The following is a 16,567-nucleotide window of genomic DNA, read 5'->3' as shown; positions in this document are numbered from 1 at the left end:
ACGCAGGGCGCGGGTACTGCGGAAAGGACCGGCCGGAGGTGCCCGGCGGGAGTTCTCCGGAGTGAGGCGTCCGCGCCGTCGCGCCCACCCGTCGCCCGGTGGCCGGGCGCGTTCCGCGCCCACCGCCACGAGGGGCCGCGCGGCCGTACGGGCCGCGAGCCGGCGGGCCGCTCGTGCGGGTCGCCTTCGACCACCTCGAATTTGACTCTACTACTAGAGGTTATGAAGCGCATCCCTGCCGCGGGTCAAGAGTTTCCCGGATGTCCGCCGAGGCTGTACGGCTCCTCCTGAACGCACTCGTTGCGTGTCTCGCCCAGCCCTTCGATGACCGTGCGGAGCACCTGTCCCTTCTGGAGGTAGACCTGGGGGCTGCGGCCGTCCCCCACACCGCCCGGCGTGCCGGTGCAGACCACGTCGCCCGGCAGGAGCGTGATGATCTCGCTGACGTACGCCACGATGTCCGCGATCCCGAAGAGCAGATCGGAGGTGCGGGATCGCTGCATCACGACGCCGTCGACCTCGCAGCTGATCTCCAGGTCGGGCTCCCGGCCCCCGAACTCGTCGGCCGTGACCAGCTCCGGGCCGATCGGAGTGGTCGCCTCGAACGTCTTGCCCGCGAGGAACTCGCGTGTGCGGCGCTGGTAGTCGCGGACCGTCACGTCGTTGACCACCGTGTAGCCCGCGATGTGCTCCAGGGCCCGCTCGCGCGGCACATGGCGGCCGGGCCGGCCGATCACGAAGCCCAGCTCCGCCTCCCAGTCGACGCGGTCGCTCACCCGCGGCAGCACGATCGCGTCGCGGGCGCCGATCAGGGAGCCGTCGTACTTCGCGAAGAGCGTCGGGTACTTGGGGGTGTCGCGCCCCATCTCCTCGATGTGGGAGGCGTAGTTCAGGCCCAGGCAGATGATCTTGTTCGGGTGGGGGACGAGGGGCGCGTAGTTGGCCTCCTCCACGGCCACCCGCCCCCACTGGCCGGTGGCTGCCGTCTGCCGGGGGTCGGCACCCAGGGAGAGCAGGGTGCCCACGTCGGGGTGGGGGAGCAGGGCGTACGAATCCCCGTCCAGGCGGGCCGCAAAGGTCTGTTCCCGTACACGCAGGGTGGCGAGTCGCACGGTGCACCTCATCTTTCGTCGTTGACCTACCGCAGGGGCGATCGTACGCTAGTAGCGATTTGCAGGATATATGTCCTGCAAAACGAGACATGAAGAGGTGGGGTGGATCGTGGCGATCACCGGGCTGGGTCACACGGGGCTCTGGGTGTACGACCTGGAGAAGATGCGCGACTTCTACGAGAGGGTGCTGGGGCTGACGGTCACCGACGCCGACGACGGGCTGGCGATCGTCTTCTTCAGCGCCCGGCCCGAGGAGGAGCACCACGAGTTCGTCCTCCAGCGCGGCCGGACCGCCGCGATCGGCGACAAGCAGCAGCACCAGATCTCCTGGCGGGTGGAATCGCTGGAGGATCTGCGCGCCTTCCACACGCGGTTCGCCGCGGAGGGCGTCGACGTCCAGCAGGAGGTGACCCACGGCAACGCCTTCGGCATCTACTTCTTCGACCCGGAAGGGAACCGCAACGAGGTCTATCTCCGCGTCGAGCGGGACGTCCGCCAGCCGTTCCGCAAGTCGATCGACTTCGGACTCCCGGCGGCGGAGATCCATGCCGAGGCCGACCGGCTGCTCGCCGACGGGGAGAACCCCTACCAGCCGGTGCGGTAGTCCGCGCCGACCGCTGCGCAGGCCGGCCGCTGCGCAGGCCGGCCGGCGCCGGCGGAACCGGCCAGGTTCCCGCCGGGCGCCCCCTGGTACGTTTCCTGTATGTCAGGAATCAAGCCGCGTGAGACAGGTAGCGGCCAGGGGTATCGCGGACGCAACTCCACGGCGGACCGGGCCCTGGACATCCTGCTCATGTTCACGGACGACCGGCTCGACCTCTCCGCCGCGGAGGTCGCCGCGCGTCTGGACGTCGCACGCTCCACCGCCTACCGGTACCTCCAGAGCCTCACCTCCAACGGATTTCTGGAGGAGAACGACGGCTCCGGCTTCCGGCTCGGCCCCCGTGTCCTCGATCTCGCCCGCCTGGCCCGCAAGAGCGTCGGACTCTCCGACCTGGCCCGGCCCGTCATGCGCGAACTGGTGGAGCGCACCGGTATGTCCGTCCTGCTCACCCGGCGCTCCGGCGCGGCCGTGGTCTGCCTGGAGCGGGAGGAGACGGGCTCGGCCCTGCGCCTGTCCTACGAGCGCGGCCAGGTGCTGTCGATCAACGCCGGCGCCTCCGCGCTCGCCCTGACCGCCTGGGCCCCGGAGGCGGAACTCGACGAACTGCTGGCCCTTCCGCTGCCGCGCTACACCGACGCGACCCACACCGACCCCGGCCGTCTGCGCGCCTATCTCGCGGAGATCCGCGAACAGGGGTACGTCGTCGGCCGCGGTGAGCTGGACCCCGACGTCCTGGGGGTCGGCGCGCCCGTCACGGGGGAGCAGGACCGGGTGGTGGCGGCGCTCAGCGTCGCCGCGCTCTCGCACCGCGTCCCCGACCGCGAGGTCCCGCGCTACGTCAAGGCCGTACGGGAGGCCGCGGCCGAATTGTCGGATCAGGTCCGCCGCATGGGCATCGGCTGACGACCGCCGCGCTCGGTACGACCGCCTTGCTCGGCGCAGGCGCCCCGCTCGATACGACCGCCTTGCTCGGCACAGACGCTTCGTTCGGCAACCCACCGCGCCCGCGCCCCCGTTCGGGGACGCGGGCACACCCGCCGCGGCGTCGCTGGATCTACCCGCTGTGGGAACCCGTCATCAGGCCCGCCAGGTCGTCCGGCCGGATGAACGAGGGCGGCGGGGGCGGACCCCAGCTGAACAGTCCCTTGGCGCCGTCGAACACCTCCGGCTTCCACAACTGGTCGTCGACCACGCAGTCCATGTCGGAGTAGTACTCGGAGAAGTTGCCGGCCGGGTCCTTCAGGTACCAGAAGAAGTTCGAGCCGGCGTGGTGGCGGCCCAGCCCCCACACATGCCGTTCGGGGTGGTCCTCCAGCATCGCCATCGCGCCCCGCCCGACGTCGTCCACGTCGTCCACCTGCCAGGACGTGTGGTGCAGGAAGGCCACGGGCGCGGAGAGCACCAGGACGTTGTGGTGGTCGGTCGAGCAGCGCAGGAAGGCGCCGAAATCGCCCATCAGGTCCGAGACCTTCAGACCGAGCCCGTCCCGGAAGAATCCGGTGGTCGCGGCGAAGTCGGTGGTGCCCAGGACAGCGTGCCCCAGCTTGCGCGGCCGGATGCGCCCGTCCCGCAGCAGACCGGGCGCGCGCACGTCGACACGCTCGGTGCGGCCGGGCCCGTTGTAGGGCGTGGCGGCGGTCTCCGGCTGGCTCACCCGTGGCTCGACCCGCAGAACGGCGCGCAGCCCGGTGGTCTTCTCGATCGCGGTCAGGGTGGAGCCGTCCCGGCGGGCGTGGACGCCGAGCCGGGTCAGCCGCGCGGCGGCCCGTTCGAGGTCGTCGGGGCTGTCCACGCCGATGGACAGTTCCACCAGGCGCCGGGTGGGCGCGTGGACGACATGGAGCTGGCGTCCGCCGTCGCGGGTGCTCAGCCAGCCTCCGTCCTCGGGGGTGAGGCCGAACTCGGTGTAGTAGGAGATCGTCCGGGCGGGATCGGGAACGCCCATGACGACGGAGGACAGACGGTGCAGGGACATGTGGGACTCCCGGGCTCAGAGACTCGGTCGGTCACGGAAGGTCTGGCGCAGTTCCCCGATGCCTTCGATCCAGCTGACCAGCGTGTCACCGGCGGAGATCCAGCGCTGCGGACTCCGGCCCAGGCCGACGCCGGCGGGGGTGCCGGTGAAGACGACGTCACCGGGGAGCAGCGGCAGGATCGCGGACAGCTGGGCGATCAGCGCGGGGACGGAGAAGATGAGATCGTCGGTGCGGCCCTTCTGGACCTCCTCGCCGTTCAGGGAACAGCCGAGCGCGAGATTGTCGGGATCTTCGATCGCGTCCGGGGTGACCAGGAACGGGCCGGTCGGGGAGAAGCCGGGGAAGGACTTGCCGAGGCCGAACTGCGCTGCGGGCCCGGACAGCTGGGTGATGCGCTCGGAGAGGTCCTGTCCGGCGGTGAGGCCGGCCACGTGCAGCCACGCGTCGTCCTCCGAGACGTGATGGGCCCGTTCGCCGATGACGGCCACCAGTTCCACCTCCCAGTCGGTGTGGCCGTCCGGCGGGAGGTCCACCTCGGTGACGGGACCGGTGATGCTGGAGACGTACTTGGGGAAGACCGGCGGTAGCGTGGTCGGGGCCTCGAAGCCGGACTCGGCCGCGTGGGCCCGGTAGTTGAGCCCGACGGCGAAGACCTGGCGGGGCCGCGGCGCGGGCGCGCCCAGCTCCTCGGGGGTGAAGGGACGCCCTCGCGGGAGGTCGGCGATGGTCTGCCAGCCGCGGAAGTTCCACCAGTCCTGGTAGATGTCCTGCGGATCGGGTCCGAACCGGCCGTCGCTGGCCTGTTCGACGTCTACGGCCAGACCGTCGTCGGTGACGAGGACGAGACGGCCGGAGAGATTGGCGGTGCGCACGTAATGCTCCTGTTCGCCAGGGGGCAGGGATCCTCAGACGAGGGGGGTGATCGTTTCGTCGACGCCGAGCAGGGCCTTGCCGTAGACCTCCAGGGCCACGGCCGGGGCGGCCATGGCGTGCCGGCCGGCGGTGTTGGCGTCCCGCCAGATCCGCTGGAGGGGGTTGGCCTCGGCGAAGGAGGCGGCGCCGTGCACGTTCAGCAGGATGTCGATCGCCTCCAGCACGTTCTGGATGGCCCAGCCGGTGTACGCGCGTACGCGGGCCCGCCGGGTGAAGTCCGGGTAGGTGCCGCGCCGTGCCGCCTCGTCGATGTCGGCGGCGGCCCGTCCGGCGAGGAGAGCGGCGGTGTCGATCCGCAGCGCCGCCTCGGCGATCCGCAACTGCACGGCGACCGAATCGGCCTGGGTCTCGTAGAAGGTGTACGAGATGGGCTTCTGGCCGGCCTTCTCGGTCACATACTTCAACGCGGCCCGGCCCAGGCCCAGTTGGGGACCGGCGAGTACCAGCGTCAGGATCGGCACGAACGCCGAGCGGGGGAGGACCTCGTCCTCGTGCTCCGTGGCGTAATGCCCCCCGATCGCGGCGGGCACCGAGATGACGCGGTACTCGGGGACGAAGAAGTCCTCCCCGGTCAGGCAGTTGGAGGCGGTGCCCTTCATCCCCGCCACGAACCAGGTGTCCTCCAGGGACAGGTCCGTACGCGGTACGAGGGCCAGCCCCTGGTCGACCACCGCGCCGTCGGCGTCGGTCACCGGGATGCCCAGGACGGCCCAGCCGGAGTGCGCGGAACCGGAGTTGTAGTACCAGCGGCCCGTCACCAGCCAGCCGCCCTCGACCCGGACGGTCGTGGAGGTGGGGGTGAGGACGCCGGTGACCCGGGCGTCCGGGTCGGCGCCGAACACGTCGTCCTGCGCCTTGGTGGGGAAGAGGCTGGTCAGCCAGTTGCACACATTGACGAGGGCGACCACCCAGGAGGCGGATCCGTCGCCCTCGGCGAGCGCGGCCGACACGTCCAGCATGGTCCGCGTGGACGACTGGTGGCCGCCGTAGCGCGTCGGGGTGGCGAGTTTGAACAGGCCCGCTTCGGCGATGGCGTCGATCACCTCGTCCGGCACCTGACGGTTCGCCTCGGCGGTGGCGGCGTGCTCGCGCAGCAGGGGTTGCAGGGCCACGGCACGGGCCACGAGTTCGTCGTGTGTCGAGCGGGACTCCTGCTCACCGAGGTCGACGGCCATCAGGACTCCATTCATCATCATGATTATAGTGATGCTGCCGGGTGATTTTGCCGGGCGTCAAGAGGTGCGACGCTGTCCGCCACAATGAACGGACGGTTGTGTGGACTGCGGGCGGGAGCGGTTGTGGCGGCGCGAGGCGGAGCGGACGGTCGGAGCGGACGGGCGCAGGGAGCGGGCGGATATCTCGATCCTCCGGCGCTGCGGCGGACGGAGTGGGGGCAGGCGCCCGTGAAGTCTCGGGCGGAGGGGGCCGCCGAGTTCGTGGCGCACCTCGCGGCGAGCGTCGAACGCGGCTCCCGGCTGGGTACCAAGGACGAACTGCGCGTGCGGTGCGGGGTGTCGGTGGGCACGTTCAACGAGGCGCTCCGGCTGCTGCTGGTGCGCGGGGTCGTCACGGTCCGGCCGGGGTCCGGCGGCGGCCTGTTCGCCGCCGAGCAGAACCCCATGGTCCGTCTCGGCAACTCGGTCCTGGCCCTGGACGCCTCCGAGGCGGACGTGACCGAGGCTCTACGTATCCGCGGCGCGCTGGAGCCGCTGCTGTGGCAGGACGCGCTCTGGCACGCCTCCCCGGCGGATGTCCGTGACCTGCGCGTCATCCTGAAGGAGATGCGCGAGGCCGCCGAGGCGGGCGACGCGGACACGTTCGTACGGGCCAACTGGAATCTGCACAGACGGGTCGCGGACGTCGCGCCCAACGCGCTCCTGCGGTCGCTGTACACGAACCTCCTCGATCTCGTGGCGAGTCATACGGTGGGCGTCCAGCCCGGTGCGGGCCTGTCGCTCGACGAGTACGTCCTGGACCGCTATCGGCAGCACGCGGCGATGGTGGACGCGCTCGACAAGCGGGACGAGGCCGCCCTGATGCGCCATGTCGCCGACCACGACTCGGTGGCCGGCGGGGTGATCAAGGGGTGACCGTTGGCTGGGTGACCGCTGGCTGGATCGGTGGCTGACCGGGGGGTGGTCGGGGGCTGAGGTGTCCGGTCGGCGTCGGCCGCCCGGTGAAGGACTTCGCGGTGCTCCGGTCGGGGCGCGGGTCGCGCCCGCCGTGGAAGGACCGCTCATGCGACCGCGGGCCGGGGCCCGGTCGCCCGTAGAGATTGTTCCGTCCGTCCTGTGGTGACTTCCGGTCGGTTGAGTCTACCATTATAGGTCTAGTTGTAGAGGTCTAGTAGTAGAGTCAAAATCGGAATCGACTCCCGACCTTCCTGCCGTTGGCCTCCCGTGGCGACCGATGAGCAGGACATGCCTCCTCATATTCAGGACAGAGGTAATGATGGATCCGACTCACCCCGGACAAGAACGCCCCGCCGAACCCCGTATCGGCCGTTCCCTCACACTGCATCTGCGCGGTGACTGGGGGACCGCGAACCTGCACCGGGTCTGCGGCTGGATCGCCCAGGAACTCGCCGACCGCTGCGGCCCGCACACCCGGATCGCCACCTGGAACAGCCGCGGCTTCAGCGACGCCGTCCACGCCGTCGGCCGCGGCGAGGTGCAGGTCGCGCTCACCACCCCGGCCGCTTTCGCCGTCGCCGCCCTCGACGGCCGGGGCGTCTTCACCGACGAGCACCACCCCGGTCTGCGTGCCCTCGGCGTGGTCCCCCAGCGCGACCGCCTGGTCGTCGCCGTCCACAAGGACCTGGAGATCACCAGCTTCGCCCAGCTGCGGGCCGGCAAGCCCGTCCTGCGGCTGGCCACGTCCGTCCACGACGGCGTCAACTACGTAGGACTCGCCGCGCACGAGGTCCTCACCCGCTCGGGCGTCGACGTGACCGGCTGGGGAGGCCGGCTGCTGGAGGACGAGCGGCCCTTCGAGTCCCTCGACCATGCCAGGGACGGCCGGGCCAACGCCATCGTCCACGAAGCGGTCATGCTGCCCGCCTGGCAGGACATCGGCCGCGCGTTCAACTTCCTGGCCGTCGAGGACGAGGTGCTGGACGGACTGCGGGCCGACTTCGGCTGGCCCGACGCGTACGTCGACGACGGCTGGTTCGCCGGCCAGGACGGCTTCCGCACCCTCGACTTCTCCGACTTCCTGGTCCTCACCCGGGACGATCTCCCCGAGGACGTCGCCTACGCCATCGCCTGGGTGCTGGGAGAGACCCGGCACCTCATCGAGGGGCAGTACCGCCATCTGCCGCCCGAGCGCAGCCCCATCACCTACCCGCTGGACCCCGTGACCATGGGCCGGTCACCCGTGCCCCTGCACCCCGGGGCGGCCCGCTACTACGACGCCCTGCCCCGGCCATGACACCCGATCAGGCCCAGCGGCTCGCCGTCGAGGCCTCCCACGCCCTCGCCGCCGCCGGACAGGGCGACATGGTCTGGGGCCATGCCGCCGTACGCGATCCGCAGGGACGAGGCATCTGGATCAAGGCCCCGGGCTGGGGTCTGGAAGAGGTGCGGGAGGACCGCCTCCAGCTCGTCTCCTGGGACGCCACGGTCCTGCACGGCACCGGCACCCCGCACAAGGAGTGCCACATCCATCTGGGACTCCTCGCGGCGTCACCCGACCTGGTCTGTACGGTGCACACCCACGCGTCGGCCGCCGTCGCGTTCGCCGCTCTCGGGACCCCGCTGCTCCCGCTGTCCCACGAGGGCGCCCTCTTCGGCGGCGAGGACGTACCCCGCTTCCGGGCCACCGGCGCCCTCGTCAGCACCCCTCGGCTGGGCAAGGCGCTCGCCGTCGACCTGGGCACCGCGCCCGCCGCGCTGCTTCCCAAGCACGGCCTGGTCGGCGCGGGCCGCACCGTCCCGTCCGCCGTGATGCACGCCGTCCTGCTGGAGCGCGCCTGTGCCACGCAGATCCGGGCCGCGGCGGCGGGCCCGATCCGTGTCCGCTCCGACCGGACCGAGGCCCGCGCCAAACGCGCCGAGTGCTGGCCCGACAGCCAGCTGGAGGCCGGCTGGCACTACCTCCTGCGCCGAGCCGCCGACACCCTTCCACCCGCCCGTCTCCCGTGAGGACCCCGCACCATGACCGACAGGAACAGCGCCACCCCGCGCAACGACGACTGGTTCACCGTGGCCACCGCCGACGGACCCATGCGCGTCTACGCGGCCCGCCCGGCGGCCCCGGCGGACCGGGCCGTGATCGTGCTCCAAGAGGCGTTCGGGGTCAACGAGCACATCCAGGACATCACTCGCCGCTACGCCGCGCGGGGCTTTCTGGCCGTGGCCCCCGACCTCTTCCACCGCAACGGTGTCGGCACGCTCGACTACCGGCAGCACGCCGAGGCCATGCCCCTGATCGGGGCGATCGGACCGGACGACATCGTCACCGACATCCGGGCCGTCCTCCATCACCTGGAGTCGGCGGAGGGCATCGCCGTCGGCCGGACCGCCGTCAACGGCTTCTGCTTCGGGGGCCGGGCCGCCTTCACCGCCGCCACCGGCATCACCGGACTCGGCGCCGTCGTCGTGTTCTACGGCCCCGGCATCGCATCCGGACCGCACGCGGTCGTGGACCGCGCCGACCGGATCGACGCCCCCGTCCTGCTGCACGTCGGCTCGGCGGACCCCACCATCCCCGCCGACCAGGTCACCGCAGTCGACCGGGCGCTCACCGCCGCGGGAGCCGACTTCGAGAGCCATGTCTACCCGGGCGCCGGCCACGCGTTCGCCTGCGACGCCCGGCCGCACATGTACGTCGAGGACAGCGCCCGTACCGCCTGGCAGTACACCCACGCCTTCCTCGACCGGCACCTGCCCGACGGCGTCCGGCCCTCCCGCTCCGACAACCGCTAGGACCTGTCATGCCGAACGTCACCGAAGTACTCACGACCGTGTTCGCCGAACAGGCGGACGTGCACGTCGAACGCGACGAACGACTGCTGCTCTCCCCTGCGCACCCCAACCCGTTCCCGGTGAAGTTGTGGCGCGACCACGAGCCGCTGAGCGTCGTGCACTTCCCGCAGGAGTACGAGGCCGTGCCGTTCGCCCCGCCGCGCGGCGTGTACGAGAGCGCCCAGGTCCGGGTCGAGTGGCAGACCATGGACAACCGCCAGCCCTTCTACCACCGCAACTGCGATGTCGACGAGATCTCGTACCAGATCGCGGGCGACCGCACACTCATGACCGAACTCGGCGCGGTGGAGCACCGGCCCGGTGAGTTCTCGCGCATCCCCCGGGGCGTCGCCCACGACAACTACGGCCGTCGCGAGAGCCATCTGCTGTTCTACTCGCCCGCCCCGGTCACCGAGGAGACGGGCCCCTCGCGCCGGTCCGAGGCCGCGCTGCCGCCCTTCCCCGGCTGGGAACCAGGCGACCGCAACGAAGCGATCACCCAGTGCATGGGCACCCCCGGCCACGACATCACCGTGGCGCCCGTCGACGAACGGCAGCTCCTCGACCATGTCCACCGGGACAAGCGGCGGCTGAGCGTGCTCGCGCTCCCGGACGCGCCCGGCACGACCTGGCTCTACCGCTCCGGCACCTTCCGGCTCGGCACCGTACGGCAGCTGCCCGACACCCCGCGGATCTACCGCCGCACCCTCGACGCGGACGAGATCCAGTACCAGATCAGCGGCCGGCGCACCCTCGTCAGCCAGCGCGGGACCGTCGAGCTGGGCCCCGGCGATTTCGTGCGCATCCCGCTCGGCGTCGCGCACACCAGTCTGTGCGCCGCCGGGGAGAGCCGCCATCTCGCCCTCCACTCCGACCGTGACCTGCCGCAGATCGCCCGGACCACCAGGACCGCCGCGTATCTGGCGCCCGGTGACCTGACAGACCTGCTCGCCTGACCCCCTCGACCAGGAGCCCCACATGACCGCCATGCTCGCCGCGCGCGCCCAGCAGGGTTCCGACGCGCTGCACCTGCGCAAGATAGCCGTCCCCCAGCCGGGCCCCTCGGACGTCCTGGTCCGGGTCGCCTCCGCCGGACTCGCCCCCGGCATGATGACCCTGCTGGCCCAGGGCGCCTTCGGACACCTGCCCACCACCCTGGGGCACGAGGCCGCGGGCACTATCGCCGCCGTCGGCGACGACGTCACCACGGTCGCCCCCGGCGCTCGTGTCCGGGTCCACCCCAACCTCAACTGCCGTGTGTGCGGCCACTGCCGGTCCGGCCGCGACATGATGTGCCCGCAGCAGGCCATGATCGGACACGCCGCCTTCGGCGACGTCCCCATGCCGCTCTACGACCGCTACCACGACGGCGGCCTCGCGGAGTATCTGCGCGTGCCGCACTGGCTGGTCGACCCGCTTCCCGACCACGTCTCCTTCGACGTCGGAGCGAAGGTCCACGACCTGGCCAACGCCGTCCGCGCGCTGAAATGCGCCGACCTGCCCCTGGGGGCCACCCTCGTGGTCACCGCGGCCACCGGCACCATGGGTACCGCCACCATCAGACTCGCCCGCCACTTCGGCGTCTCCCGCCTGATCCTCGTCGGCCGCAGCGCCGAACGCCTCGCGGCCGTGAGCCATCTCTCGGACGGCGTCGAGACGCACACCGTCTCGCTGGAGGAACTGCCGGGGAACTGGTCCGCCGACCGCGGACTGACCCGGGCGATCCGCGCTCTCGCCCCCCAAGGGGCCGACGCGGTCGTCGACTACATCCCGGACGGGCCGGCGACCGTGCAGGCACTGACCTCGCTCGCCACCGGCGGCACCCTCGTCCACATGGGCGCCAACAGGACCCTGCTGACGGTGCCGCTCGCCGCGGTCATGGTGAATTGCTGGCGCATTGTGGGGACCCGCTCCTGTACCCGTACCGACGCCGAAGAGGTCCTCGCCCTGCTCGGACGCGGCAGCCTGCGCGCCGAGGACCTCATCACCCACCGCTACCCGCTGGCACAGGCCCACGAGGCGGTCGCCGCGCTCCAGAGCCGTACCGATCCGATCTGGATGGCGGTGGTCAACCCGTGACGGCGGCCCGCCGCACACCTGCACCCGTCCCCGTCCCCGTCCCCGCACCCGTCCTCGTCGTCGGCGGCGGCCCGGTCGGCCTCACCGCCGCCAACCTCCTGGTGGCCCGGGGCGTGCCCGTGGTCCTGGTCGAACGCAACGCCGCCACCAGCGACGAGGCCAAGGCCATCAGCCTGGACGACGAGTCCCTGCGCGCCCTCCAGCCGGACGGCCTCGCCCAGCGGGTGCTCGACATCGTCGTCCCCGGCACGGGTACCCGCTACTACGACCGCCGCGGGCGCCCCCTCTTCCACGCCCGGGGACCGCGGCCGTACCGCCTCGGCCACCCGTTCAAGAACCAGTTCGCCCAGCCCGAGCTGGAGAAGATCCTCCTCGACGAGCTGACGTCGCATCCGCTGGCCGACGTCCGGTTCGCCACCGAACTGCGCACCGTGCGGGAGCGGGACGACGGCGGCGGAGTCACCGCCGGACTCGCGGCGACCGGCGGCGGCGAAGGCACCGAACTCCTCGACGCCTCCTGGCTCCTGGCGTGCGACGGCGCCCGGTCCTCCGTTCGCGAGCTGTGCGGTATCGGGATGACCGGGACCAGCCACCAGCAGGTCTGGCTGGTGGCGGACCTGACGGGGGACCGGCACGACGAGCGCTACGGCATGCACCGGGGCACTCCGGACCGGCCCACCGTGATCGTGCCCGGCCGGGGCGGACGCTGCCGCTACGAGTTCCTCCTGCACCCCGGCGAGGGGGAGAAGGGGACCACTCCCGGGTTCGAGACGCTGCGCCGGCTCGTCGCCCCCTACCGGACGCTCGACGAGGACCAGGTCGAGCGCTGCACCGCCTACACCTTCAACGCCGTCGTCGCCGACCGCTGGCGCCGGGGACATGTGCTGCTGCTGGGCGACGCCGCGCACATGATGCCGCCGTTCGCCGGGCAGGGCCTGAACTCGGGGATCCGGGACGCCGCGAACCTGGTGTGGAAGGTCGAGCAGGTCTGGCGCGGGACCGCCGCGGCGAGCCTCCTCGACACCTACGAGGCGGAGCGGCGGCCGCACGCCACGGCGGTGGTGCACTACTCCGAGCGGCTCGGCGAGGTCGTCATGACCACTTCGCGGGCCCGCGCCCTCGTACGGGACCTGACGGTCCGTGCGCTGCTGCGGGTGCCGGCCGGGCGGGACTATCTCACCGAGATGCGGTTCCGGCCCGTCGCCCGGCACCGGGCGGGGCTCGTCGTCGGGGACCATCCGCTGACCGGCACCCAGCTGCCGCAGCCCTTGGTCCTCGTCCCGCCGGGTCTGCGTCCGTGCCCCCTGGACGACGCGCTGGGCGAGTCGTACGCCCTGCTGGGCGTCGATGTGACGGAGGCGGCCTGGGCGCGCTTCGACACCGGCGACTGGCCCGACAGCGCGTTGGACATACGGCGCGTGGACGTCCTCCTCGGCGACCGGCTGCCGTCGGCCGGGGGCCGGCGGGCCGCCGTCGCGGACGCCGACCGCGGCCTGGAGGAGGCCCTCGGCGCCGCGCGCGACCGCTTCGTCCTGGTCAAGCCCGACCGCTATATCGCCGCGGTCATGGGTCCGGACGACATCCCCGCGGTCGCGGCGGTCCTCCGGCGAGGCCTGCGAACGGCCGGCGGTGAGGATCCGCCGGACTGATTCCGCGGATTCCGCGGGCACCCCGTTTTCTCGCGCACGCCGTGCGCGTCGCCATCCCGAGGAGATCCGCCATGTTCTCTGAAGAAGTTGTGGCCCTGCTCAGCAAGCGAGTCACCGGAGTCATCACCACGCTGCTCCCCGACGGCAGCCCGCACTCCGTCATCGCCGGTGTCGTCATCGAGGGCGACGAACTCGTCTCCCACACGGGCCCCGGCGCCCGCCGTCTGGACAACCTCCGCGCCGACCCGCGCATCAACATCATCGCGATCGACCCCGAGACCCCCATGCGGTATCTGGAGGTGCGCGGGACCGCGGTCATCGAGGAGACCAGGGGAGCCGAGCTCGTCCAGACGTTCAAGGACCATGCCGAGAAGTACGACCTGCCGGAGGAGGCGGGCAGGGTCGCCCCCGAGGCGACGGTCGTCAAGATCCGGGTCACGCCGAAGAAGATCGGCTACCACGACCTGGACCCCAGCCGTATGGGCCCCGAGCGGCTCCAGAACCGCCGCTCCTAGGCCTTTCCGGTCGATCTTCGAAGTCCAGGCGCTCCCATGCCATGTGGCCGAGCGCCACCGGTTCGCCGTCCGCCGCCTCGAAAGGCGACGGACGGCCAGGCCGTGTTTTAAGGCGGGCGGGGCAGTTGCCGGCCGGCCTGGCGCTTCCGCTTCCGCTTCCGATGGTGCGGGGCCCAGCCGGCGGGACCCGCGTCGGGCCGGTGTCAGACGTCGGTGACGCGGAGACCGGCGTGAGCCTTGTAGCGGTGGTTGACGGAGATCAGGTTGGCGACGAGGGACTCGACCTGGTGAGTGTTGCGCAGCCGTCCGGCGTGGACGCCCCGTATGCCCGGGATCCGTCCGGCCAGGGCCCGCACGGTCTCCACGTCGGCGCGGTCCTCGCCCAAGACCATGACGTCGGTGTCGATCCGGTCGATGGCGGGGTCCTGGAGCAGTACGGCGGAGAGGTGGTGGAAGGCGGCGGTGACACGGGAGCCGGGCAGCAGGGCGGCGGCCTGTTCGGCGGCGCTGCCCTCCTCCGGCTTCAGCGCGTAGGCGCCCTTCTTGTCGAAGCCGAGGGGATTGACGCAGTCGACGACGAGCTTGCCGGCCAGCTCCTCCCGCAGTGCCTCCAGGGTGGCGCGGTGGCCGTCCCAGGGCACGGCGACGATCACGACATCACTCCGGCGGGCGGTCCCGGAGTTGTCCGCGCCCTCGATCCCGAGGCCCAGCGACTTGGCGACGGCCTCGGCGCGATCGGCCGCACGTGAACCGATGATCACCTTCTGGCCGGCCTTCGCCAGGCGGTATGCCAGGCCCTTGCCCTGGGGGCCGGTCCCGCCGAGCACGCCGACGACCAGACCGGAGACGTCGGGCAGCTCCCACGGATCCTTCGCGGCGGCCTCGGAACGGGTGTCGTGAGCGGGGTGGTGCGTGGTGGACATGGACAACCTTGCGGTGAGGGGGGCGCGGGTGCGCCCCGAGCGGGGAGGAGGCGAGGGGGCTTACTTGGGAGGGGGGCTTAGTCGGCGAGTGCGTCGGCCGGACGCTCCACGCGGGGCATGAGCGCGGAGACGAGGACGCCGACGGCCGCCATGGCGGTGAGGAGGTAGTAGCCGTTGGTGAACGCCGCGTCCTGGTAGAAGGCGATCCCGTTCACGACGCTGGACTGGTTCGACATCACGACGAACACCAACTGGAGCCCCAGGATGGCGATGACGGCGCCGAGCATGCCGCTCAGTCCGTTGGCGGGGGCCTGGTCGTCGGGCCCGACCACCGACACGATCATGGCGTTCGAGGTGCCCTGGATGACACCGGTGCCGACGGCGAGCACGATGCCGGTGAGGATGATCTCGGTGGCGGTGCGGTGGTACAGCGCGCACAGGAGGAGCCCGGCGGTCATCGTCAGACTGCCCGCGAGCCACACCGTGCGCGGCGGTACGGTGCGCAGCACGTACCCGGTCAGCAGACCCGCCACGACCCACGCCAGCGCGGCCGGGATGCCGATCAGGGCCAGATGGGTGAGGCTCCAGCCGAGGCTGGCGGACACGTGCGGGATCGCGGGGAACAGCGCCAGGAACGTCAGGACCGTGGGCGCGATGTTGGAGGTGCCGACGATGAGCGCCGGCCCGGTCAGTACGGTGGACACCGACCGGCGGCCCAGGATCCGGACGTCGAAGATGGGCCGCGGCGCGCGCAGTTCGACCACCACGAAGAGGGCGAACAGCGCGCAGCCTCCGATCAGGCAGCTCAGTATGCTCGCGCTGGTCCAGCCCCAGTCCCCGCCCATGCCGACGCCGACGGCCACGACGGACGTACCCGCGCCCATGAGGATTCCGCCCAGCCAGTCCAGGCCCGCCAGACCGCCGCGGACCGGCGTCTCGGGGATCAGGGCGATGCACACGACGGAGAGCACGGTCACTCCGGCCATCGTCCACAGCACGCTGCGCCAGCCGTGGTGCTCCATCAGCAGGCCCGCCACGAGCGGGGACGCGAGGGAGGCGCCGCCCATGACGGCACCGATGACGGTGTAGACGTTCGCCACGCGCTCACGCGGGAAGAGGTCGCGCACGGAGGCGAAGACCAGCGCGGCGACCGGACCGTAGAAACCCGCCAGGGCACGGCCGGCGAGCATGACCGCGTAGTTCGGTGACAGCGCGACGACCACGTCACCGGCCAGGCCGATGCCGATCAGCACGAGCATGACCTTGCGCTTGCCGTAGATCTGGCCGAACCGCATGGCGAACGGCGTGATCGCCAGGGTCACGATGAACAGCGTCACGCTGAACCAGGCGATGTGTGTCGTACGGAAGTGCTGGGCCACGGCCGCCTGTGCGTTGCCGCTCATGGTGCCCACGATCGCGATGACCTGGGCGGGCCAGGTCACGGCGGCGAGGAGGTACAGATAGCGCCCGCGGGACATCGGCAGCGGTTTCCCGGCGACGGCTTCGGGCGAGGTGACTGCGGTCATGGTGCGGCTCCTGTTGTCTGCGGGAAGTCGGCGAGCCGTGACGTGCCGGGGTGGTGGGCGCGCGGGTCGGACGATCGCGTGCCGGGCGTGCTGGGCGTACGGGAAGGCCTGTCAGGCCCGCGTCGGCGGAACGACCCTTCGGAACGAGGCGGCTATTCATCATGATGATTACAGCGAGATTGCCTGCTGTCCTTGCAGCCGGTCAAGAGGCGTGCAGTCAATCAATATGATGTTTGCCTGACGGCGACCTCGAACGCCGGGCTCTCCCAGCCGGGGGCGGGTCCGC

General features: G+C 71.5%; 16 protein-coding genes. 10 read left to right on the top strand and 6 right to left on the bottom strand.

The window, feature by feature from the left end; genetic code table 11:
• Nucleotides 1-245 precede the first annotated feature (245 nt).
• Entirely contained in the window at nt 246-1,112 is an 867-nt protein-coding gene (locus OG214_RS06660) for a fumarylacetoacetate hydrolase family protein (RefSeq protein WP_363083635.1), read from the bottom strand.
• A gap of 109 nt (nt 1,113-1,221) precedes the next feature.
• Between OG214_RS06660 and OG214_RS06655 the strand changes: the two genes are divergently transcribed.
• Complete coding sequence (locus OG214_RS06655; RefSeq protein WP_405984141.1) at nt 1,222-1,716, top strand: VOC family protein; 495 nt, start codon at nt 1,222-1,224, stop codon at nt 1,714-1,716.
• Between the two features lie 99 nt (nt 1,717-1,815).
• Complete coding sequence (locus OG214_RS06650; protein ID WP_405984140.1) at nt 1,816-2,619, top strand: IclR family transcriptional regulator; 804 nt, start codon at nt 1,816-1,818, stop codon at nt 2,617-2,619.
• 151 nt (nt 2,620-2,770) lie between these two features.
• On the opposite strand, the gene OG214_RS06645 is transcribed toward OG214_RS06650, so the two are convergent.
• From OG214_RS06645 to OG214_RS06635, 3 genes are read right to left on the bottom strand one after another with little or no spacing between them, the layout of a single operon-like run.
• Entirely contained in the window at nt 2,771-3,691 is a 921-nt protein-coding gene (locus OG214_RS06645) for a VOC family protein (protein WP_405984139.1), read from the bottom strand.
• A 15-nt stretch (nt 3,692-3,706) separates the two neighbouring features.
• The gene (locus OG214_RS06640; RefSeq protein WP_405984138.1) at nt 3,707-4,564 is read right to left on the bottom strand and encodes a fumarylacetoacetate hydrolase family protein; all 858 of its coding nucleotides are present in this window, start codon (nt 4,562-4,564) and stop codon (nt 3,707-3,709) included.
• 33 nt (nt 4,565-4,597) lie between these two features.
• Complete coding sequence (locus OG214_RS06635; protein ID WP_405984137.1) at nt 4,598-5,815, bottom strand: acyl-CoA dehydrogenase family protein; 1,218 nt, start codon at nt 5,813-5,815, stop codon at nt 4,598-4,600.
• A gap of 213 nt (nt 5,816-6,028) precedes the next feature.
• Between OG214_RS06635 and OG214_RS06630 the strand changes: the two genes are divergently transcribed.
• The 8 genes from OG214_RS06630 (at nt 6,029) to OG214_RS06595 (ending at nt 13,832) form a co-directional block, all read left to right on the top strand.
• On the top strand, nt 6,029-6,715 hold the full coding sequence (locus OG214_RS06630) for a FadR/GntR family transcriptional regulator (protein ID WP_382866828.1): 687 nt from the start codon (nt 6,029-6,031) through the stop codon (nt 6,713-6,715).
• A 358-nt stretch (nt 6,716-7,073) separates the two neighbouring features.
• Nucleotides 7,074-8,054: a TAXI family TRAP transporter solute-binding subunit gene (locus OG214_RS06625; protein ID WP_405984136.1), complete on the top strand. Its 981-nt coding sequence runs from the start codon at nt 7,074-7,076 to the stop codon at nt 8,052-8,054.
• On the top strand, nt 8,051-8,767 hold the full coding sequence (locus tag OG214_RS06620; protein ID WP_405984135.1) for a class II aldolase/adducin family protein: 717 nt from the start codon (nt 8,051-8,053) through the stop codon (nt 8,765-8,767). The genes OG214_RS06625 and OG214_RS06620 overlap by 4 nt, the downstream gene beginning before the upstream one ends.
• 12 nt (nt 8,768-8,779) lie before the next feature.
• Nucleotides 8,780-9,550 carry a dienelactone hydrolase family protein gene (locus tag OG214_RS06615; protein ID WP_363083626.1) on the top strand — a complete coding sequence of 257 codons (771 nt, stop codon included), beginning with the start codon at nt 8,780-8,782 and terminating at the stop codon, nt 9,548-9,550.
• A gap of 8 nt (nt 9,551-9,558) precedes the next feature.
• A complete protein-coding gene (locus tag OG214_RS06610) occupies nt 9,559-10,545 on the top strand; it encodes a hypothetical protein (protein ID WP_405984134.1) in 987 nt (328 codons plus the stop codon).
• Between the two features lie 22 nt (nt 10,546-10,567).
• A complete protein-coding gene (locus OG214_RS06605; RefSeq protein ID WP_363083624.1) occupies nt 10,568-11,668 on the top strand; it encodes an alcohol dehydrogenase catalytic domain-containing protein in 1,101 nt (366 codons plus the stop codon).
• On the top strand, nt 11,665-13,317 hold the full coding sequence (locus OG214_RS06600) for an FAD-dependent monooxygenase (protein ID WP_405984133.1): 1,653 nt from the start codon (nt 11,665-11,667) through the stop codon (nt 13,315-13,317). Before OG214_RS06605 ends, OG214_RS06600 begins: the two co-directional genes overlap by 4 nt.
• A 71-nt stretch (nt 13,318-13,388) precedes the next feature.
• Complete coding sequence (locus OG214_RS06595) at nt 13,389-13,832, top strand: TIGR03618 family F420-dependent PPOX class oxidoreductase (protein WP_405984132.1); 444 nt, start codon at nt 13,389-13,391, stop codon at nt 13,830-13,832.
• Between the two features lie 203 nt (nt 13,833-14,035).
• On the opposite strand, the gene npdG is transcribed toward OG214_RS06595, so the two are convergent.
• Both npdG and OG214_RS06585 read right to left on the bottom strand, forming a co-directional pair.
• Nucleotides 14,036-14,755, bottom strand: a complete 720-nt coding sequence (gene npdG, locus OG214_RS06590) for an NADPH-dependent F420 reductase (RefSeq protein WP_405984131.1) — start codon at nt 14,753-14,755, stop codon at nt 14,036-14,038.
• Between the two features lie 77 nt (nt 14,756-14,832).
• A complete protein-coding gene (locus OG214_RS06585) occupies nt 14,833-16,281 on the bottom strand; it encodes an MFS transporter (RefSeq protein WP_405984130.1) in 1,449 nt (482 codons plus the stop codon).
• Nucleotides 16,282-16,567: the final 286 nt, after the last annotated feature.

Source organism: Streptomyces sp. NBC_00872 (genome assembly GCF_045161915.1).
Classification (GTDB): Bacteria; Actinomycetota; Actinomycetes; order Streptomycetales; family Streptomycetaceae; genus Streptomyces.
Note: the sequence above shows the minus strand (reverse complement) of the source record. Positions and strands in the feature narration are given on the sequence as shown.